Source organism: uncultured Pontibacter sp. (genome assembly GCF_947492645.1).
In the GTDB taxonomy this organism is placed as follows: Bacteria; Bacteroidota; Bacteroidia; order Cytophagales; family Hymenobacteraceae; genus Pontibacter.
In genome coordinates this window covers 15,689-35,017 of the sequence record NZ_CANLMZ010000013.1, presented here as the reverse complement: position 1 = coordinate 35,017, position 19,329 = coordinate 15,689, and the positions used below count along the sequence as shown (strand labels likewise).

17 protein-coding genes are annotated in these 19,329 nt (G+C 44.7%); 6 read left to right on the top strand and 11 right to left on the bottom strand.

Annotated elements, in window-relative coordinates; all coding sequences use genetic code 11:
- Positions 1-2: 2 nt before the first annotated feature.
- Together Q1A23_RS17865 and Q1A23_RS17860 are read right to left on the bottom strand one after the other, a co-directional pair.
- Positions 3-500: a hypothetical protein gene (locus Q1A23_RS17865; RefSeq protein WP_299825984.1), complete on the bottom strand. Its 498-nt coding sequence runs from the start codon at positions 498-500 to the stop codon at positions 3-5.
- Between the two features lie 73 nt (positions 501-573).
- Positions 574-1,503 carry a hypothetical protein gene (locus Q1A23_RS17860; RefSeq protein WP_299825983.1) on the bottom strand — a complete coding sequence of 310 codons (930 nt, stop codon included), beginning with the start codon at positions 1,501-1,503 and terminating at the stop codon, positions 574-576.
- A 126-nt stretch (positions 1,504-1,629) separates the two neighbouring features.
- Here Q1A23_RS17860 and Q1A23_RS17855 point away from each other — a divergent pair, with 126 nt between their 5' ends.
- On the top strand, positions 1,630-2,115 hold the full coding sequence (locus tag Q1A23_RS17855) for a hypothetical protein (protein ID WP_299825982.1): 486 nt from the start codon (positions 1,630-1,632) through the stop codon (positions 2,113-2,115).
- On the opposite strand, the gene Q1A23_RS17850 is transcribed toward Q1A23_RS17855, so the two are convergent.
- Positions 2,099-2,308 carry a hypothetical protein gene (locus tag Q1A23_RS17850; protein ID WP_299825981.1) on the bottom strand — a complete coding sequence of 70 codons (210 nt, stop codon included), beginning with the start codon at positions 2,306-2,308 and terminating at the stop codon, positions 2,099-2,101. The genes Q1A23_RS17855 and Q1A23_RS17850 overlap by 17 nt on opposite strands.
- Before the next feature lie 456 nt (positions 2,309-2,764).
- Between Q1A23_RS17850 and Q1A23_RS17845 the strand changes: the two genes are divergently transcribed.
- Complete coding sequence (locus Q1A23_RS17845; protein WP_299825980.1) at positions 2,765-3,403, top strand: murein L,D-transpeptidase catalytic domain-containing protein; 639 nt, start codon at positions 2,765-2,767, stop codon at positions 3,401-3,403.
- 410 nt (positions 3,404-3,813) lie between these two features.
- Here the strand turns inward: Q1A23_RS17845 and Q1A23_RS17840 are convergent, their stop codons facing one another.
- Positions 3,814-4,245, bottom strand: coding sequence for a hypothetical protein (locus Q1A23_RS17840; RefSeq protein ID WP_299825978.1), 432 nt, complete (start codon positions 4,243-4,245; stop codon positions 3,814-3,816).
- 521 nt (positions 4,246-4,766) lie between these two features.
- On the opposite strand from Q1A23_RS17840, the gene Q1A23_RS17835 reads away from it, so the two are divergent.
- Positions 4,767-5,225 carry a hypothetical protein gene (locus Q1A23_RS17835; protein ID WP_299825976.1) on the top strand — a complete coding sequence of 153 codons (459 nt, stop codon included), beginning with the start codon at positions 4,767-4,769 and terminating at the stop codon, positions 5,223-5,225.
- 414 nt (positions 5,226-5,639) lie between these two features.
- Here Q1A23_RS17835 and Q1A23_RS17830 read toward each other — a convergent pair whose 3' ends face one another.
- The 4 genes from Q1A23_RS17830 to Q1A23_RS17815 form a co-directional block, all read right to left on the bottom strand.
- Positions 5,640-6,497, bottom strand: a complete 858-nt coding sequence (locus tag Q1A23_RS17830) for an SDR family oxidoreductase (protein WP_299825974.1) — start codon at positions 6,495-6,497, stop codon at positions 5,640-5,642.
- Positions 6,498-6,727: 230 nt separating this feature from the next.
- Positions 6,728-7,561: a 4,5-DOPA dioxygenase extradiol gene (gene ygiD, locus Q1A23_RS17825; RefSeq protein WP_299825972.1), complete on the bottom strand. Its 834-nt coding sequence runs from the start codon at positions 7,559-7,561 to the stop codon at positions 6,728-6,730.
- 103 nt (positions 7,562-7,664) lie between these two features.
- On the bottom strand, positions 7,665-7,874 hold the full coding sequence (locus Q1A23_RS17820; RefSeq protein WP_299825970.1) for a hypothetical protein: 210 nt from the start codon (positions 7,872-7,874) through the stop codon (positions 7,665-7,667).
- A gap of 104 nt (positions 7,875-7,978) precedes the next feature.
- Positions 7,979-8,560, bottom strand: coding sequence for a Crp/Fnr family transcriptional regulator (locus Q1A23_RS17815; RefSeq protein ID WP_299825969.1), 582 nt, complete (start codon positions 8,558-8,560; stop codon positions 7,979-7,981).
- Positions 8,561-9,058: 498 nt separating this feature from the next.
- On the opposite strand from Q1A23_RS17815, the gene Q1A23_RS17810 reads away from it, so the two are divergent.
- Together Q1A23_RS17810 and Q1A23_RS17805 are read left to right on the top strand one after the other, a co-directional pair.
- Complete coding sequence (locus Q1A23_RS17810; protein ID WP_299825967.1) at positions 9,059-11,362, top strand: GH92 family glycosyl hydrolase; 2,304 nt, start codon at positions 9,059-9,061, stop codon at positions 11,360-11,362.
- A gap of 33 nt (positions 11,363-11,395) precedes the next feature.
- Positions 11,396-12,814 carry a sugar MFS transporter gene (locus Q1A23_RS17805; protein WP_299825965.1) on the top strand — a complete coding sequence of 473 codons (1,419 nt, stop codon included), beginning with the start codon at positions 11,396-11,398 and terminating at the stop codon, positions 12,812-12,814.
- A gap of 224 nt (positions 12,815-13,038) precedes the next feature.
- Here the strand turns inward: Q1A23_RS17805 and Q1A23_RS17800 are convergent, their stop codons facing one another.
- Both Q1A23_RS17800 and Q1A23_RS17795 read right to left on the bottom strand, forming a co-directional pair.
- Entirely contained in the window at positions 13,039-15,354 is a 2,316-nt protein-coding gene (locus Q1A23_RS17800) for a GH92 family glycosyl hydrolase (RefSeq protein ID WP_299825963.1), read from the bottom strand.
- 76 nt (positions 15,355-15,430) lie between these two features.
- Complete coding sequence (locus tag Q1A23_RS17795) at positions 15,431-16,303, bottom strand: ROK family protein (RefSeq protein ID WP_299825961.1); 873 nt, start codon at positions 16,301-16,303, stop codon at positions 15,431-15,433.
- A gap of 470 nt (positions 16,304-16,773) precedes the next feature.
- Between Q1A23_RS17795 and Q1A23_RS17790 the strand changes: the two genes are divergently transcribed.
- Positions 16,774-18,573 (top strand): long-chain fatty acid--CoA ligase, encoded by a 1,800-nt coding sequence (locus Q1A23_RS17790; RefSeq protein WP_299825959.1) that lies wholly within the window; start codon positions 16,774-16,776, stop codon positions 18,571-18,573.
- 62 nt (positions 18,574-18,635) lie between these two features.
- On the opposite strand, the gene Q1A23_RS17785 is transcribed toward Q1A23_RS17790, so the two are convergent.
- A complete protein-coding gene (locus Q1A23_RS17785) occupies positions 18,636-19,034 on the bottom strand; it encodes a DUF983 domain-containing protein (protein WP_299825957.1) in 399 nt (132 codons plus the stop codon).
- Positions 19,035-19,329 lie beyond the last annotated feature (295 nt).

Sequence of the window (19,329 nt, the reverse complement as noted above, 5' to 3'; positions counted from 1 at the left end):
CTTTACTGAATAGGAAATTGGAGCTGATGATGTACCTTTCCGGGCAAAGCGGCTTCTTCGTGGCGCACATGCAGGATGCATGACTCCATTCCAACTGTATACCCATACAGTATTTTAGTAATGCGGGTGATCTTGCCGGAAGGCCATCCATAGGTAACGTCGAGACCAGTAATGGGAGTCTTGCCAGAATAAGCTAACTCCATAGCTGAGAACGTAAAGTCAGGCAGGATAATGGCACTAACAAAAAGGTCTCTGCTTACGAGATAGCCTTTAGACTCTTTAATTACCCTTCGGGCCATCTCGTCCGCCATTTCCTGCGACCACTCTTGTTTGAACTTATCAGACAATACTTTAGCTAACGGGTAGTGCTTGGTTTTAAACGTAACATCACCTGTGCAGATCAGGCGATCGGGCGCTACATACAGGATAGGTTCGTAGCTCAGATTTTCGTCCGGCAGCGTAACAAAAGGATAAGGAACAAACGGCAGGGGTTCAAGCATAGGCAGGAGTGGATAGTACGGCACAAATATACTGCGCCTACTCCCCTGCCCTTGCTACTTTGCAAGCTTGTAATTAGTTCTCAGAAAAGGTAGATGCGATGAATGTTACCCGCAGCTGATCTTCTAGGTCTTCATCAATCGCATGGCCAAAAATTATCTCCGCCTGTTCGCTGGTACTGTTTTGGATAAACTCAGTTATCTCTGTCAGCTCCTCCATTTCAAGCTCAGTTTCAGGTCCGGAAATAACAGAAAGCAGTACCCGGTTAGCACCTTGAATTTCGTTGCCAAGCAAAGCTGTAGCAATTGCTTCCTGGGCAGCTATCATAGCACGGCCTTCCCCGGCACCTGTACCGCTTCCAACAGTAGCTCTTCCAGCTCCTGCCATAACTATACGCACGTCTTCTACATCTACATTTACTTCAGCGGTTACTGTCACTATTTCAGTTATAGCCCGCACCGCTGTGGCAACATATTTATTTAGCTGATCAGAAACATCTATCCTTAGCGAAATCTCCTTCTGCTGGTTCAGCTTATCTATTGAAAGCACAATGGTAGTATCTGTATGTTTCTTCATAGCATTAATACCGGCTTCAGCTATAGTTGAGTCTTTAGGAGCCGTCACAACACCTATCGTCAGCAAACTTAGTTCTTTAGCCAAGCGGGCAATCTCCGGTGCAGCACCTGTTCCGGTTGCGCCACCCATCCCGGCAACTATAAACACAATCTCCGTATTGCCTTCTACCAGCATTTCCTTCACACGTTCTGCTTTAGTGAAGACCGTGTTCTGGATTATCTCAGCGTCAGCATTAGCAGGATTAGCTTCTTGTTCATTTGCTTTTAGGAATAGCGTGTCTGCTATTCCACTATCAGAAACTGGTCCTTGAAAATCACAGGCTACAAGTTGAACATGATTGAGTTTCTGCTCATGGATGTAGCTTATAGTATTGCAGCCGATACCGCCCACTCCTATCACCTTCACGGTGGTTCCGTTATATGTTTTCATACCTGAAATTCAAATTTTAAATATTAAGATGCACTAGTTCTAGCACTAGCTAAAGATTAACTATAGCTTACACCTTTACAATATATATAGATTTTATTATACTTGTGTAAGCTATCTTACCCTATCATGAAAATAAACTTACTTCTACTGTTTACCTTTCTGTTCCTGTCTTCCTGTACTTCAAGGGAGAAACTAGCATCTACACGCTTTGCCACCCCACATAGTGAAATTAACGCCACTCTCTATTCAGAGACCTTCTTTAATCCCGAAGGTATTGTTAAGAGGATCATACACCTGGAATTTGAAAACGGCAGGTCCAGCGAATGGGAAATCCACCAGGCTCATTACAGCGATGTAGTAAACCTGAAGGTACTACAGGAAGACAAACAAGCTTTCTTGATTGCTGAAGATAACACAGGATATGCTGTCTGGGATTTACAAATGAATAAAGTAATAGCAGAGCGTGGAATTGACGAAAGCGGAAACTTAGGTGAATCTGGCACAGCAAAAGATTACATGGTTCACAGAGCTTTAAGTAAAAAGCAATGGGTAAAAGTGTTGGACCTAAATACAGCAAAGCAACACATCCTGACAACTATAGACTGGCATTAAGCACACAAACAAAATGTATTTCCTGAAAAGCCTCTCCTTTTATCTTCTCCCGCTGGCGCTCGCTTTTGCGACTATGATCGTTATAAATGAATATACCAGAAGCACTATGCCTGAAAAGCAAAAGACCACTAGGCCGCTGTTGATGAATACCGCCGAAGCTTTGCCGGACGCCTGCAGTTGGAAGTGCTTTCATGATACAACTTACTGCAAGCAACATCATGTTAAGTTAGCTAAAAGCTATTTCGGAATAACAGATACGCTTTATTTTGGAATGATCTCAGGTTTAATGCTTTTCGGAAACTATGGCGCTGCCAATCTCATTTTCCTGGTTTTGCTGTGGCCTTTACTGATGTCGTACCTACTCGTTAAACTGTTTCTGATGCAAGTTCAAATAACAAAAATAAACAAGCGCCATGTATAACCTGATTTCACAGGCTGTGACGGCCGTTTTCAATTACTGCACCGATTTTGTTATTAACTTGGCTAACCTCACAGGTCTCTCTTACTATGAAATAAATACGCTGCTATTCGTAATTGTATGGCCGCTACTAACAGCAGGTTTAAGCTTGCTGTTTATAGTTCAGAAGATCCGCCTTATACAGGCCCAACGCAGAAGAGTAAAACAGGTACAATATTCAAAGGTCAAGGTATGAAAGTACTCAAACCCATCTTTATGTTTTTCCTGCTATTGCTAATCAGTTGCAGCAGCCCTGAGGGAGACGAAAGTCAGGCGATATGGGAAACTGCTAATCCTGGTCCTGATATGGCTAAACTGGAAGCAAAAGCTCACGAAGCAGAGGAGTATTGCCGCACCAGAAATCTGAATACCGATTTCTTTATCATCATTGACATGAGCATGCACTCCGGTTTAAAGCGATTCTTTATTTGGGACTTTAACCAAAGTAAAATAACTAATAGCTTTTTGGTAAGCCACGGCGCCTGCGACAACCCCTGGTCTAGTGACGTGTCCAAAGATCAGGTTAAATTCAGCAATATCGAGAACAGCCATTGTTCTTCAGTAGGTAAATACATTTTAGGGGAGCGTGGTCCGAGTCAGTGGGGTATAAGAATAAAATACCTGATGCATGGCCAGGAAGGGACTAACAACAATGCTACCCGCCGGGATATTGTTTTCCACTCGTGGGAGCAGGTAAGTGATGAAGAAGTTTACCCAGCCGGCACACCGGAAGGCTGGGGCTGCCCGGCTATTTCCAACAGCGCCATGCGTGCAGTAGATCAAAAATTGCAGCAGGCAGTGAAGCGTACGTTGATGTGGATTGTCCAGTAAAGAAACATCAATTCAGAATAAATTCTTGCGTTTCCCTATTAGAAGAAGGGCCGCCTTACTTAATGTAAAGCGGCTTTTTTGAGTTTGATAAATATCCCCTTTGGTTAAACTCATAAATCTTCAATTAAATATTATCTGCTCTAGTTTTTTTCTAGTACAGTAGGTCAGAAGTACCTCAGCTCCAGTTCAACTATATTAGAAGTATAAGTTTAATGGATTTAATTTAGTACATCTCTAATAATATAAATGTAATACAACAAATTCTACTGTGCTCAAAGTACTTAACTCCCTCCTCTCTCACTGCCAAGTAACATAGTTTCCCCGATAACTACTTTTAAATTAAACAGACCCGTTTTCTAAGAAAAAAATAATTCGGAAGCTATAAGGGGTTATATTCCCTGCCTAAGGTTTTAAATCTTAAAGTCATCCGTATTGAAACCGTCCGTACAGTCATAGCCGCTATACTGATCTTCTATAATTTTTAGCTCTCTTGTCGTATAGGAGTGAATGGAAGCGTAACCACCGTAACGGATCTCTTCAAAATCGATGTAAACCTCATCCCACTCCTGGCCAGTCCTTTTATTGAATTCCCGCTTCAGCATGGTGAGCTCCATCGGTTTGTTAGGTTGGTATCCATGCTCCTGTTCATAATAGGACATTTCCTCTTCCAGATCGTAAAGTACCCGGCATAGGGAATCATCTTCCAGGTGCTCCAGCTTCCATCTGAGAAATGGGTCGGTCTTGCCAACATACTTTTCGATGCAGCGGGTGTAAGCTCTGAAGTCATTGGTGTGGACAGCTCGTAGTTGTGTGATGGCTTCAAAAACAGGTTGCTTTTTCATGTGTCTTGTAAGTTAAACCAGCACTACCCTGTGCAGCCTGGTAACACTTATACTTTTGAGGGAATTCAGGATTACCTCAGCACCCGGCAACCTCATCCGCATCTTACTCCTCAACGATTAGCAACTTTATAGCAACCTCAGACCAACATCATTTAAACCTTCCGTAAACTACTACTCCGTACTATTCCGTAAACTCCTCAACTTATAGTTTCCGTAGTGTCCTCAACGCTGTTTCCTTAAAAAAACACTCCTCAAAGCTGTTTCCGTAATTATTTTACGGATTTTGCTTGTCCTCACAATCATTTCCGTAACTCCTCACCTCGTTTTGCTCCTCATACATTGTGCGGAAATCCGTCTTTTTACCAGGGTTAAATCCTTACATAATTCAGCTCCTCAAGCAAGGTAATTCTGATAACAGCCAGGGCAGCGTAACAAGTGAGGACCTACTTTGTATATTGGCTGTCTCCCGATTCCGTCGTCAGACAGCACAAATACACTTCTAACTTTTAAACTTTAAACACATGTTTTTCGAAGCCAACGCACACTTACATTCTATTAGTGAGCCTACCTACTGCAGCAAAATAATTGACCATCTACAAGAGGTGGTGGACATAAGCGCGCTTAGCGATTATAACCTGATCGAAGTGCTGGTGAACCTGGAAAAAGAAATAGAGAAGAACAAGGGAATAGCCGGTAAGAATTTGGATATTTATTGGACTCATCAAAGAGAACATGGCTTTTTCAGATGTTCCTCAGGCTTCTATTACTTAGGCGCTCCTCAGGAATATGCTCTCCTCAAAAAAGAGTATATGAAACGCACCGGGGAGAGCTGGGATAAGGGCGGTTACATTCAAGGCTACCTTACATTTGAGGAATGCCGGATGACCAACTATGTGGACAATTACGTCGGAGATGATCTGGGAATTGATGAGGATGATTATGAAGCGGGCGTTCCTTATCAGTATATGGTGAACTGGTAGAGATCACCTGAAATAGCAACAGCCTAAGGGTGCTGCCTAGTGTTTTAATTTGCTGAAAATTTACATTGGAAGCTGAAAATAGGCTGGTTCCTTCCCCTTGCGCTTTAGCTTCTTGAGAACTTATAAAACCTTAGTTGATAGCCATTCTTTTAAGTTAGGCTTATCCCAAATAGCTTACCATTGCAGCCAAATCACTGTGGAAATGGTTCGATAATTCCATCCTTTGGTCTACTAAAAGGGAACAGCCTCTCCATTTAATGGAGAGGCTGTTCCCTTTTGTAATCCCCCCTTTTGGTAGACTTTTTAAACTATTGTTCAACCTGTCAGTCGCCCTTTCCGAAACCTCTCTTATCTGTTTCGATACCAACTTACCAACTGAGTTGGCCTTTTTTACCTAAGTATAAATTACAAGTATCAATTAATGGTAGCTTGTAACGCAGCCGCAACTGTCTTAGCCATAGGCGTTGTTGGGCGCCCTATCAGTTTGGAAAGCTGACGACTTTCGTCGAACAAAGCACCTTTAGATGCAGCTACATCCCAACCTGCAATAGCACCTGCCAGTCCTTCAGGTAATCCAAATCCTGCTAATGCAGTAGCGTAATCGGCTTCAGGTAAATTTTTATAGGGGATGTCCTGGCCGTACTGGCGGGAGATTTCTGCAGCGAGATCGCTAAGGGTATACGCTTCGTCTCCGGCCAATTCGTAAACTTTACCTTTATGCTCCTCATCTGTCAGCACAGCGACGGCGGCGTCTGCATAATCTTCGCGGGAGGCGGATGAAATTCTACCATCACCGGCGCTGCCAATAAAAGCGCCACCGGTAAGAGCCCCTTGTATAGCGCCAGTATAATTTTCGGTGTACCAGCCGTTACGTAAAATGGTATGTGCTATCCCTGTTTCCTTCAGCATCCTTTCTGTAGCCAGGTGCTCATCGGCTAGGCTCAACGTAGATGTGTCGGCATGTAGCAGGCTTGTATAAACTATGTGTTTTACATTGGCTTGCTTTGCAGCTCCCAATACATTTTTATGCTGGGTGGCACGCTGCCCTACTTCACTTGACGAAATCAAAAGCAGTATGTCAATTCCCTGGAGAGCTTTATGCAGCGTCTCCGGTTTTGTATAATCGGCTTCGCGTACTTCAACCCCTAAACCTTCAGCTTTTTGCGGTGTACGTACAAGTGCAACAATTTTATCAGTCGCCACTTTATCTTTTAGTTTCGATACAACAAGTCTTCCTAACTGACCTGTGGCACCTGTAATTCCAATTTTCATAGATTTTTAATTTATAGTCAATGTGTTAATTTGTTCTTTTAATGAGTAGCTATACTTAGTTGCTGCAGCTGGCTATAGTTTATTATACCTTAGTCCTTATCAGCAGATTCCTTCAGCTACTCCCCAGTAGCTAGGCGCAGCAGGTAATCTAATGTCAGGCTATATTGTAGCGTGTTCTGTTTTATATTTTCTGTAATTGCCATAGCTTTTAGTTTAAATTGACTGATGCCCTACCCTATCTTCACAGAGGTCATGGTCAGCGAACCACCTACCACTTTATCGTTGAAGAAAGATACATCATCCTTGTTTCCTTGCAGCCCCAGCGTGTACATTAGCGGCCAGTAATGTTCCGGCGTCGGAATGGCCATCATCGCTTCCTTGCCCAGCTGCTCATACTTTATCAACTTATCATGATGCCCATTGCTGATCATTTCCTTAAAAGTGGAATTTATCTGTTTGGCCCAGTCATAGCCGTATTCATCGTCGTTCAGTCTGTCCCAGGCTACCATGCGCAGGTTGTGCACCATGTTGCCGCTGCCCATAATCAGTACGCCTTTTTTGCGCAAGCCGGCTAATTCTTTTGCCAGGTCGTAGTGGTACTGCGGGCCTTTGGTATAATCTATACTTAACTGCAGCACGGGTATATTGGCGTCGGGGTACATGTGCCGTACAATGGTCCAAGCGCCGTGGTCTAAGCCCCAGTCGTGGTCCAGTTCTACCTCTGCCGATTTAATGATAGAAGCCGTTTCTTTAGCCAGCGCCGGGTTGCCAGGTGCATTATACTGCACATCAAATAATTCCTGCGGAAAACCTCCGAAATCGTGGATGGTTTTCGGGAAATCCATGGCCGTAATGCGGGTGCCTTTGCTCAGCCAATGTGCCGACACCACCAGCACTGCTTTGGGTGTGGGCATTTCTTTGGCCAGCTTTTTCCAGTATTGGCTAAAGGCATTGTCTTCAATACCGTTCATCGGTGAGCCATGGCCCACAAATAAAACCGGCATGAGTTGCTCCTGCTTGCTCAGGTTATCTGTAAATCTATTAAATGCTGATAATGTGCTCATACCTACTACTCCTGTTATTAATGTTCTTATAAATTGGTCCCGACGCATGGTGTTGGTTTGATAGCTGTCATAGGCTGAAAATCCGGTGTCTTTTAAGTCAAATTCAAATAGCTTGCTGCACTACTCCATCGAAAGTCTTCTGACATAGGTTGGCAAAGCTGATTACGATCTTCTGGTTGGCTACTGCCTTCACTTTGCGCAGATCGTTGACACAAAGCAGCAGTATATAGTTACCCTTTGCCAGCCCCCTGAATATGGCAATTCCCATGTTTCCGGAAGCGCCTATGATGGCGATGGTTTGTATTGTCTTCATAGGCATGAGCTTCTTACAATACAAAGGTACAGCCAAACAAGGGCTCGGCGCATTGCGCCATGTCAAGAAAGAACCTTGACATTTATCAAGGGAGAAAAGGAAAATTACCTGCGCTCAGCCATTTTCTTGCGTATCCGGCTCAGGGTTTCAGGTGTCAGGCCTAAGTAGGAAGCAATCATGTGTTGCGGCACGCGCTGGGCAATAGCAGGGTAGGTATCTGTAAAGCGGGTGTAGCGTTCTTCTGCCGGCTGGCTGATGTTGGATGAGAGTCGCCGTTGCAAAGCAATGTAAGCACCTGTAATAAGCAGGCGGATGTAAGTCTCGTATTTTGGCTGGGTTCTTAGAAGTTCTTCGTGGGCAGAACGGGTGATCAGTACCAGTTCTGCATCTTCCAAGGAATCGATGTTATAAGTGGCAGGCTCAGCCGTCAGGTAACTGAACAGGTCCGAGATCGTCCAGCTTTCTATGGCAAACTGAATGATGTGCTCATTCATGTTCTCATCAACCGTGTAGGCGCGCAAAGCCCCCTTTTCTACAAAAGCAATGGATTTGCACACATCTCCTTCCTGCAACAGGTACTGTCTTTTGCGCAGTTTCTTCGGCGTTAAGTATACCTTTATTTGCTCCTGTTCTTGAGGTGAGAGTGCTACTTTTTCATTGAATTTCTGGAAGAACAGTTCGTACATATAAGGTTTGTTTAGGCAGAGCCATATAAATACCGGTAAAACAGATGCATGCAATTTAGCATATTCTATACTTTGGCTATTACCAAATTTGCACCATTACTTATAACAGATTTATCGAAACATCTTTACTGTTAAAAACAACTTTGTTCCGATTATGTAATTCCACCCGATCCGTTACTATTTCAGATTGTTCTCATAGAAATTCTACCCAAGCCCTAAGTATATAAGGATAATGCGTAAAAGCTTCTAAATGTTTCTCTGAAAGCGCTAACATCCTCGTGTATAATGCTCCGTAACTCAACCCTGAAGTTTACTTTTATTTAAAAGCCATTTCAAGTAAATAGAGCCTGATTTCACTTTGCCAGGATAATAAAGAGTATAAGCTAGTAGTAATATCTAACAGCAACATAAACATGTTAGCGGTGGAACTTCACAAAAATTGTTAGCTTTACTATATTAGTTGCTTAGCATATTTGCACCAAATCTAACTGGCATCACATGAATAAAGGCTTACTCCCTCTCATACTTCTGGTCTTCGTGTTAGTATTCCCATCCATGATGCTGGCACAAAAAAAGAATCCTCACTTTGAACCTGAAGAATTGGCAAACCCGCTGATGGGCACAGATTCTAAAGTAAGCCTATCTAATGGAAACACCTACCCTGCCGTGGCTGTACCTTGGGGCATGAACCTATGGACGGCGCAAACCGGCAAAATGGGAAATGGTTGGGCCTATACTTATGACGATGATAAGATCAGGGGGTTTAAGCAAACGCACCAGCCATCGCCATGGATGAATGATTATGGCCAGTTCGTGCTAATGCCGGTAACAGGCAAATTACGCTTTAACCAGGATGAAAGGGCTAGCTGGTTCTCCCACAAATCAGAAGTGGCAAAACCATACTACTACAGCGTATACCTTGCCGACCACGACGTTACCACCGAATTTACACCAACGGAGCGTGCTGCCCAGTTCCGCTTTACTTATCCAAAGTCTGATAGTTCATTTATAGTGATTGATGCGCTGGACAAAGGCTCATACGTAAAGGTTATACCCTCCGAAAACAAAATAATAGGGTACACCACCAAAAACGCACGCAGCAACCCAAAAAACTTTAAAAATTACTTTGTAATCTATACTGATAAACCCTTCACAGTAGCCTATACCTGGCATGACACAACGCTTGTTAAAGATAAGCTGGAGATGAACGCGCATCATGCCGGTGCAGTTGTTGGTTTTAAAACTGCCAAAGGTGAAAAAGTAAACCTGCGCGTTGCATCGTCTTTTATTAGCCTGGAGCAGGCCGAGCTGAACTTGAAGCGCGAATTGGCTTCTGATGGTTTTGAAGCTACTAAGCAGAAAGCAAAGTCGCTTTGGAACCAGGCCATGAGCCGGATTACCGTAGAAGGCGGCACCGACGAGCAAATGAGAACATTCTACAGCTGCCTGTACCGCACGCTGTTCTTTCCGCACAAAATGTATGAGTTAGATGCCGATGGCAACGCTGTACACTACAGCCCATATGATGGGAAAGTATACCCTGGCTACCGCTTTGCAGGCACGGGCTTTTGGGATACTTTCAGGGCACTTTACCCTTTCCTGAATCTGACTTACCCAAGTATAAACAAAGAAATGCAAGCGGGCTTGGTAAACGACTATAAAGAGGGCGGATGGCTGCCTGAGTGGTCCAGCCCCGGGTATGCCAATATTATGGTTGGCAACAACTCTGCCTCTGTAGTGGCCGATGCCCACATAAAAGGGCTGCGTGGATACGACATTAATACCCTTTATGAAGCCCTGTTGCATGGCGCGAACAATGAAGGCCCCATTACCGCCATTGGTCGTGCAGGTGTGGAATATTACAACAAACTGGGTTACGTGCCTTACGATGTAAAAATAAACGAGAATGCTGCCCGCACGCTGGAGTATGCTTATGATGATTTTGCCATTTACCAGCTTGCCAAAGCACTTAACAGACCACAATCAGAAATCGACCTTTACGCTAAACGCAGCCAGAACTACCGCAACCTTTTTGACCCTACGACCGGGCTAATGCGCGGTAAAAACCAGGATGGGTCTTTCCAGTCGCCGTTTAACCCGTTTAAGTGGGGCGATGCCTTTACCGAGGGCAACAGCTGGCACTACAGCTGGTCGGTGTTCCATGATGTGCAAGGGCTCATAGACCTGATGGGCGGCAAAAAGAATTTTGTTGCCAAGCTGGATTCTGTTTTTTCGCTTCCCCCGAAGTATGACGAAAGCTACTATGGCGGTGTGATCCATGAGATTCGTGAAATGCAGATTGCCAACATGGGCCAGTATGCGCATGGAAACCAGCCTATCCAGCACATGATCTACTTGTACAACTATGCCGGAGAACCCTGGAAAGCGCAATACTGGGCACGCGAAACCATGAACCGCATGTACCAGCCTACACCAGACGGCTACTGCGGCGACGAAGACAATGGCCAGACATCCGCCTGGTATGTTTTCTCAGCCATGGGCTTTTACCCGGTCACACCTGCCGTAAACCAATATGTAGTGGGGGCTCCTCTGTTTAAAAAGACAACTATAAAACTTGAAAACGGAAAAGAATTTGTTATTGAAGCACCAGCTAACAGCAAAGAAAACCTGTATATACAAAAAGCCACCTTAAACGGTAAAAAGTATGAAAAGAACTGGATCTCGCACGAAGACATACTGAAGGGCGGTAAGCTTAAATTTGATATGGGGGCAGAACCAAACCAGCATCGTGGCACAGAGCAAAGTGCCGTACCTTATTCTTTCTCCAACGACAAACAATAAGCCCTTATTTAAGACCTATAAAGCCCAAACCTGATGTCTTCCTTGAAACCAAGCTCAGCTGAAGAGGCAACTCCAAAGCACGTCGATCTTTCCCAGAACTACAAAAATTCTACAACCCCGCTTATTGTAGTAACAATGTTGTTTTTTATGTGGGGGTTCATCACCTGCATGAACGACATCCTGATTCCTAAACTGCAACAGGTGTTTACGCTACAGCTTTGGCAGGCCATGCTTATTCAGACAGCATTTTTCGGGGCATACTTTATAGTTTCGTTAGTATACTTTTTGCTTTCTGCCACCAAAGGAGATCCCATACTTAAGATTGGGTATAAAAACGGCATCATTATCGGTTTGCTAGTAGCAGCGGCAGGTTGTACGCTGTTTTACCCGGCGGCTGTTTTACATAACTATGGCTTTTTCCTGCTGGCGCTGTTTGTACTTGCATCAGGCATTACGGTTCTGCAGATAACCGCTAACCCTTACGTGGCAATACTTGGCCCTCCAGATACATCGTCCAGCCGCATGAACCTGTCGCAGGCTGTTAACTCGTTTGGCACCACCATAGCCCCGATTATAGGCGGTTACCTTATTTTTGACCAGGTGGCCTCCACTGAAATAGACAATGCAGACTCTGTGAAACTCCCGTACCTGGGTTTGGCTGCCTTGTTGCTTTTAATTGCCGTTCTCATTAAAGTAGCCCGCCTCCCCCGCCTGGAAGGTAGTGGCAAAATTGAAACTGGTGCAGGCGCCGTAAAGCACAGGCATTTGGTATTGGGCATCATCTGCATATTTATGTATGTGGGCGGCGAGGTAAGTATAGGTAGTGCAATCATCAATTTCATCAAACTACCGCAGATTACAGGTTTGTCAGAATCGGAGGCAAAGCATTACCTGGCCTTTTACTGGGGCGGTGCCATGGTCGGGCGTTTCTTTGGAGCCATTGCGTTAAGCACCATCAAGCTGTTTGGTAAGTTTGTGTTCATTCTATTTATTTCTCTGATCACTTTCCTGACTGTTTACCTGGTATATGATCTCGATCAGGCCTTAATCATACTTGGGTTGATTGCGCTGAACTTAGCTGTCTTGCTGATTGCCAGATTCATCCCGAACAGAACAGTTGCCTTTTTTGCCATAGCCGTTATTGGTTTATTACTGGTAGGAATATTAGCAAAAGGTTCGCTGGCTATGTGGGCTATCATTGCCATCGGACTATTCAATTCGGTAATGTTCCCGACTATTTTCGACTTAGCCATTAAAGGTCTTGGCAGAAACACCAGCCAGGGATCATCGCTTTTAGTTATGGCGATCGTTGGAGGAGCAATTATACCACCCTTACAAGGGTTGTTTGCTGACGTTTCTGGTAATCTGCAGCTCTCTTTTGTAGTACCCATGCTCTGCTATGCATTTATCGTATACTATGGCTTTGTTGGATATAAAATCAGGAAAACGTAGGTCATATAATGCCAGTTTGAGCGCAGCGGTAACTGGTGGTAAAGTATGGCGGCAATTTGCAACTGCCGGATTCCAGAACTATAGTTTCGCCAGTTACAAACTGGCACCATAGTTAGCCACAAGTTGCGCTATCGCTAAACTTGCGACATCTTTCAGACCTAAACAAGAAAGCCTTTCCAATCAGGAAAGGCTTTCTTGTTTACTCATAGCTATAGTTTCAATTATTAAGGTTCTACGGTCATCAGCTTTTTGTTAGGCTTGCTGTCCATGTAAAACGTGATTTTACCGCCGCTCACGATCTCATCGTGTGTTATATAAGTACGGTTTATAGCTCGGCCGTTTAACTCTAATTTCTGTATAAATACGTTATTGTTCTTTTGGTTTTTGGTTTCTATAGTAAAAGTCTTGCCGTTTTCCAGGTTTATACTTGCCGATTTAATCGCTGGGCTTGTAAGTGCATAATGGTCAGAGCCGGGAGCTACCGGGTAAAATCCAAGCGCGCTGAAAATATACCAGGCACTCATCTGGCCAAAGTCATCGTTTCCACCCAAGCCATCTACAGTAGGTTTATACATAGCCTTAAGTACCATGCGGGTGCGTTCCTGTGTTTTCCAGGGTTGGTCTGTCCAATTGTAAAGGTAGGCTACATGGTGGCTAGGCTCGTTGCCGTGCACATAATTACCGATTATACCGTCTCTCGAAATATCCTCTGTATTCTCGAAATACTTGTCTGGCAGGTCCATGGTAAAAAGTGAGTCCAGGTGCTGGGCAAAGCGCTTCTTCCCTCCCATCATCGCAATCATTTGGGCCGGTTCGTGTGGCACATACAAGCTGTAGTTCCAAGAGTTGCCCTCAATAAAGCCTTGTCCGTGTGTGTCAAGCGGGTCAAATTCTTTTTTCCAAGTGCCGTCGCTCAACTTAGGGCGCATATAACCGGATTTGGCATCGTACACATTTTTATAGTTCTGGGATCGCTTGCTGAACTCTTCGTAAATGTCTTGGCGGTTGAGCTTTTTCGCCATCTGCGCAATACACCAATCATCGTAGGCATATTCCAACGTTTTTGATACCGACGAGCCATTTTTGTCTTCAGGCACATACCCCATTTGCATATAATATTCCAGGCCATCGTAGTAGCGGGTGCGAGCAGTCTGTATACTGGCATCAAGGGCACGGTTTGCATCAAACTTGGCCTCACCTTTCATTACCATGTCGGCAATAACCGGCACAGCATGGTAGCCTATCATACACCAGTTCTCGTTGGCGTGGTGCGACCAGACAGGCAGCATTTTGTGGACGCTCTGGTCGTAGTGCGCCAACATCGACTTTACCATGTCGTTGTTGCGGGCAGGCTGCAAAATGCTGAACAGCGGGTGCAGCGCGCGGTATGTATCCCAAAGCGAGAAGCTGGTGAAGTTCGTAAAGCCATCTGCCTGGTGCACGTTCATGTCAAGGCCTCTATACTTGCCGTCTACATCCATGTAAGTGGTTGGCCCCAGGAACGAGTGATACATGGCTGTATAGAAATTCACCAGATCGTCTTTGCCAGCGTCAACCACCACTTTATTTAATTCTTTGTTCCAGGCGGCTTGTCCTTCACGCTTTACACGCTCAAAATCCCAGTGCGGTATCTCGGCTTGCATGTTAGCCAGGGCTCCCTCGGTGCTTACCGGCGATAGCGCAAATTTTATTTTTATCTTCTCTCCTTCCTCCGTTTTAAAATCAAAGTAAGCGCGCAGCTTTTTACCGGCAAACTCCGGGAAATTTTTGGTTTGGTCGAACTTACGCCAGAAGCCTTTGTACACCTGCGCCTCCGAATAATCTTTGTTGCCATACTGGTAAAAAGGCTTGCTAAAGGCCATAGCAAAATACATAGTGCGGGTGCGTGCCCATCCGTTTGTCTGGCGGTATCCGGTAATCAGGGTGTCGTTCTCCACCCGCACAAAGGTCCAGGTGGTTTTGTCGTCGTAGTTGTAGATGCCCGCCATCAGGTCAAGTATAATATGGGCCTCATCTGATTTCGGGAAAGTATACTGGTGCATGCCTACGCGGTTGCTTGCTGTTAGCTCCGCCAGAATGTTGTGGTCGTCGAGCTTCACTTTGTAGTATGCGGGCTCTGCCAGTTCATTTGCATGCGAAAAAGCGGAACGATAACCTGACTCAGGTTTGTCTTCAGTACCGGGGTTCAGCTGCAATTTACCGGTGGTGGGCGCTATCAGGAAATCCCCTAAATCGGAGTGGCCCGTGCCGCTGAAGTGTGTATGGCTGAATCCTACGATTGTTTTATCGTCGTGCTGATAGCCGGCGCAGTACTTGTAGACGTCTTTGTTATACTTGCCATTTACTTCATAAGGTATGGTATCGGTGTCTGGGCTGAGTTGCACCATGCCAAAAGGCACCGTTGCGCCCGGGTAAGTATGCCCCATTTTAGCGGTGCCAATCATAGGATTCACATATTTGGTCAGGTTTTGAATCGGCTTTGATTGTGCGAACGTGATTACAGGTGAAAGCAACAGTACCCCCAGGACAAGTTTTTTCATTTGGTTAGTTTTTTGGGCAAGTATAGAATTAAAGTATGTTTAAAGTTAAGGTTTATTTTAACAAAGTGTAAAGCTATCAGTTTGCCATATTCTGCCACAGACAAGCTGCACCCAGCAAGGCAGCTTCCTCTCCTAGCGCTGCTGTTTTTACCGGTACATTTATACTTTGCTCCAGTAGCTTTTGCTGCAAAGCATCTCCGAATAAATAAAAAGCCTTGGCAATACTGCCACCTAATACAATTACTTCGGGCTGCTCCTGCTGCACAAAATCCCTCAGGAAAGTTGCCAGGTTAGCTGCAAACTCAGAAAAGAGTTCGTGCACTTCTGGCTTCGCTGCACTCAACTCCACTATACTTTTCACATTGGCTGCATTTGTACCGGTCAGCTCATAAAAGCGCTTCACAAACCAGCGCGAGCTTAAATATGCCTCGGCTATACTTCCTTGAAAAGGAGTATCCCAGAGGTTGGCATCCCATGCCTTGCCATTCACGGTAACTGCTGACCCCAGGCCTGTGCCCAAGGTTAACCCAATTGCCCTGTTGTACCCCCTGGCTGCCCCCGCAAAAGCTTCGCCTTGTAAAAAGCAGGGAGCATCGTTCTGGAATTTTAAATACATCGGTTCTGTAAGTAAAGCCTCAGCCAAAAGCTCTTTTACATGAACCCCGTAAAGCGCATCATACTTGTCCTGGTGCTGCATCAAAGAAATGCCACGCTCGTAATCAAAAGGACCAGGCATGGCTATTCCGAAATGATTTACAATGCCTTCCTGCTTCTTTAAGGCGGCCAGCATGGTACTGCTCCAACCGGAAATAATGGATGCTACACTTCCACCAGAATCCACAGGCTGACGGCTTATACTCCCGGGTATAAGCGTTCGGGTACTTAAGTCTACAACGGCGGCGGTAATGTGCGTGCCGCCAATATCAACTCCAAGTATAAACTGATTCATATTAACTGGCTGATCTTAAAAGACAATAACTTATCACACTGTAAATTACTTAAGATTTTACATGTTGCAAATAATAGAGGCACTCAGATTTTAGGGGTGATACAATAGCAACCTGCCAGGTATAGTCACTAACAGGTTGAATAAAAGAATGCGGAGGGCGTATCGATGAACTACAATAGCAAACTAATTTTCAACTTGGCGGCCCTTCGCTCATACTTCCTTTGCAGCTTCTCTCTTTCCCTGTACTAGGTAAGATAATCAAATGCGCTACAGCAAGTATAGAATAAGCTCGCAAAACGGTTTAACCACAGAATTAGTGGAGCCGCATTATAGCAGATGCGAACCATAAGAGGTAATTTTGCTCCTGAACAGCTCTTGCATTAAACCGTAGATGCAATATACAGCAGCCTCACAACCCATCTGTTTTAGAAGGTGCGGCTGCTTGGAGTTGCCGATTAAACATAAGAAATATGATGCCCACGCAAAAACCAAAACGGTTATTTGACTGCCTTACCTATCAGTTAGAAAATTTCCCGTTGCCAGATATGCTTTGCTCTAAGGAGGATGGCGCCTGGAAAAAATACAGCACGCAGGAAGTTTACAAGATCGTGAACCAGATTAGCGCGGCTCTTCTCGCCGCAGGAATTTCGAAGGGTGACGGCACGATAGAAGGCAGAGACAAAATTGCGATCCTTAGCGCAAACTGCCCGGAATGGATGTTGGTGGACCTAGCAATACAGCAGATAGGCGCTGTATCTGTGCCTGTTTACCCAAACATAAACGAAAACGAGCTGAAATTTATACTTGAAGATGCGCATGTAAAAATGGCTTTCGTGGGTGATACGGCACTCTACCATAAACTTAGCGGCATCAGCGAGTCATTACCAAGTATAAAATCCATCTATACTTTTAAACCAGTAGCTGGCGCAAGCCATTGGTCCGAACTGCTAATACAGCTAACACCGGAAGCACAGCAGCAGGTAAACGAGCAGCGGGAATCAATACAGGAAACTGACTTGGCTACCATACTATATACTTCGGGAACAACTGGAACACCAAAAGGTGTCATGCTTTCTCACCGCAACATGCTCAGCAACGTTTTCGGAAGTGCAGAGATTATCGAGGAAATTGGGGTGCGGGGAAAACGAACCATAAGTTTTTTGCCGCTAAACCATGCCTTTGAGCGCATGGCAACTTATTGTTTCTTTTACTGCGGAGTTTCTATTTACTATGCCGAAAGTATGGAAACTATAGCTGCTAATCTGCAAGAGGTAAAACCAACCCTCTTTACAACAGTACCGCGCCTCCTGGAGAAAGTATACGAGGGTATTTTAGCTAAGGGAGCTACACTTACAGGTATAAAAAAACGCCTGTTTTACTGGGCACTTAAACTAGCTGAACAATACGAGATAAACCAGCCCCAAAGTGCCAGTTACAGAATGCAGCTGGCGTTGGCTAATAAACTTGTATTCAGTAAATGGCGCGATGCCCTGGGAGGTGAAGTCAAAGCAATTATAACGGGCGCAGCGGCGTGCCAGGTACGGCTACTAAAAGTATTTACAGCCGCACAGATTGTAATACAGGAAGGTTATGGGTTAACCGAGGCATCGCCTATCATCAGCGGTAACCGCTACAGCGAAAAAAACAGGATGTTTGGTACGGTTGGCCCTTTGCTTTCAGGTGTTGAAGTTAGAATTGCCCCTGACGGAGAAATACTTTGCAAGGGACCTAATGTGATGATGGGCTATTTTAAACGCCCTGATCTTACAAACGAAGTAATTAAAGAGGGATGGCTGCACACAGGGGATATCGGCACTATGATAAACGGCAAGTTCCTGAAAATTACAGACCGCAAAAAGGAGCTTTTTAAAACAAGCGGCGGCAAGTATGTCGCACCGCAGCCCATCGAAAACAAGATGGTGGAAAGCCCATGGATTGAGCAGATAATGGTTGTAGGAGAAACACAGAAATTTGTAGGCGCGCTTATCGTACCTGCATTTAATGCCCTGAAGGATTGGTATACACAGGAAGGATTAATGTATCCGGGCAACAGCGATGTTGTAAACGACAAACAAGCCCATGATTTGATAAAAGAATCGGTGCACCAGCACAACAAGCACTTTAACCAGGTAGAGCAGGTAAAGAAATTCGTACTCCTGCCAAACCATTGGACAATAGAAGGCGAAGAACTAACTCCAACACTTAAGCTTAAAAGAAAAGTAATTATCGAAAAATATAAACACCTGATCGGTTCAATGTACACAAAGTAACAGGTGTTATGCTTGCTACTGCCGCAAGCCTGGTTCAGCACATCATCCGAGCTAGGCTTGCGCTATTTTACTGCCTTCTTTGGTATTTGATCGCAAGGCCCTTCGTAGCGTACAAAAAAATTAATCCAGATAATACGGGACAATCTGAAAATAACCGGCAGCAGCCCAATAACAACTACTGCTACCACCCCTATCATCATCCCCATAGTTACCTCTTCCACAAACTGGGATAGTATAAAAAGGGAAACCAGAAAGGCCGCTACATTAAAGGCAAAACTCACGTACATGGCACCGTAGTAAAAGCCCGGCTCTGGCTCGTAGGCCTGCCCGCAACAGGGGCAACTGGAATGCATATCGGCAAACCGGGTAGTATACAACCCACCCGGAAACATTTCACCTTCTCGGCATCTTGGGCATTTAGCGGTGGCTATGCTGTATAAAAGTGAATTCTTGCTGCTCATACTATTGTATTATAGGCCTCTAATCACAAGCATTTCTAAGATATTACTACTTACGGAAGCCGTATTGATATGGATTATAAGGTAAATATACGCGGTAAATCTGTAGCGGTAAAATTGAAGGCTATAATAGTCTTAGCCATAGCTATGGCTATAATCAGCATCAACCTTCTAAAACTGCTTATCGCCGAGCTTTAGCTATAGCCTTATGTGAGAGCTTTTACCTGCAACTTAAACAGTTAGCTGCCGTTTTTTATGCAAGCACCCAAACTATAAAGCAAACTTATACCAAAAGAAA

Excerpts from the sequence above, each read along its gene's own strand:
- Q1A23_RS17865 (WP_299825984.1), bottom strand. The coding sequence starts at position 500 with ATGCTTGAACCCCTGCCGTTTGTTCCTTATCCTTTTGTTACGCTGCCG.
- Q1A23_RS17860 (WP_299825983.1), bottom strand. The coding sequence starts at position 1,503 with ATGAAAACATATAACGGAACCACCGTGAAGGTGATAGGAGTGGGCGGT.
- Q1A23_RS17855 (WP_299825982.1), top strand. The coding sequence starts at position 1,630 with ATGAAAATAAACTTACTTCTACTGTTTACCTTTCTGTTCCTGTCTTCC.
- Q1A23_RS17850 (WP_299825981.1), bottom strand. The coding sequence starts at position 2,308 with ATGAAAGCACTTCCAACTGCAGGCGTCCGGCAAAGCTTCGGCGGTATT.
- Q1A23_RS17845 (WP_299825980.1), top strand. The coding sequence starts at position 2,765 with ATGAAAGTACTCAAACCCATCTTTATGTTTTTCCTGCTATTGCTAATC.
- Q1A23_RS17840 (WP_299825978.1), bottom strand. The coding sequence starts at position 4,245 with ATGAAAAAGCAACCTGTTTTTGAAGCCATCACACAACTACGAGCTGTC.
- Q1A23_RS17835 (WP_299825976.1), top strand. The coding sequence starts at position 4,767 with ATGTTTTTCGAAGCCAACGCACACTTACATTCTATTAGTGAGCCTACC.
- Q1A23_RS17830 (WP_299825974.1), bottom strand. The coding sequence starts at position 6,497 with ATGAAAATTGGAATTACAGGTGCCACAGGTCAGTTAGGAAGACTTGTT.
- ygiD (WP_299825972.1), bottom strand. The coding sequence starts at position 7,561 with ATGAGCACATTATCAGCATTTAATAGATTTACAGATAACCTGAGCAAG.
- Q1A23_RS17820 (WP_299825970.1), bottom strand. The coding sequence starts at position 7,874 with ATGAAGACAATACAAACCATCGCCATCATAGGCGCTTCCGGAAACATG.
- Q1A23_RS17815 (WP_299825969.1), bottom strand. The coding sequence starts at position 8,560 with ATGTACGAACTGTTCTTCCAGAAATTCAATGAAAAAGTAGCACTCTCA.
- Q1A23_RS17810 (WP_299825967.1), top strand. The coding sequence starts at position 9,059 with ATGAATAAAGGCTTACTCCCTCTCATACTTCTGGTCTTCGTGTTAGTA.
- Q1A23_RS17805 (WP_299825965.1), top strand. The coding sequence starts at position 11,396 with ATGTCTTCCTTGAAACCAAGCTCAGCTGAAGAGGCAACTCCAAAGCAC.
- Q1A23_RS17800 (WP_299825963.1), bottom strand. The coding sequence starts at position 15,354 with ATGAAAAAACTTGTCCTGGGGGTACTGTTGCTTTCACCTGTAATCACG.
- Q1A23_RS17795 (WP_299825961.1), bottom strand. The coding sequence starts at position 16,303 with ATGAATCAGTTTATACTTGGAGTTGATATTGGCGGCACGCACATTACC.
- Q1A23_RS17790 (WP_299825959.1), top strand. The coding sequence starts at position 16,774 with ATGATGCCCACGCAAAAACCAAAACGGTTATTTGACTGCCTTACCTAT.
- Q1A23_RS17785 (WP_299825957.1), bottom strand. The coding sequence starts at position 19,034 with ATGAGCAGCAAGAATTCACTTTTATACAGCATAGCCACCGCTAAATGC.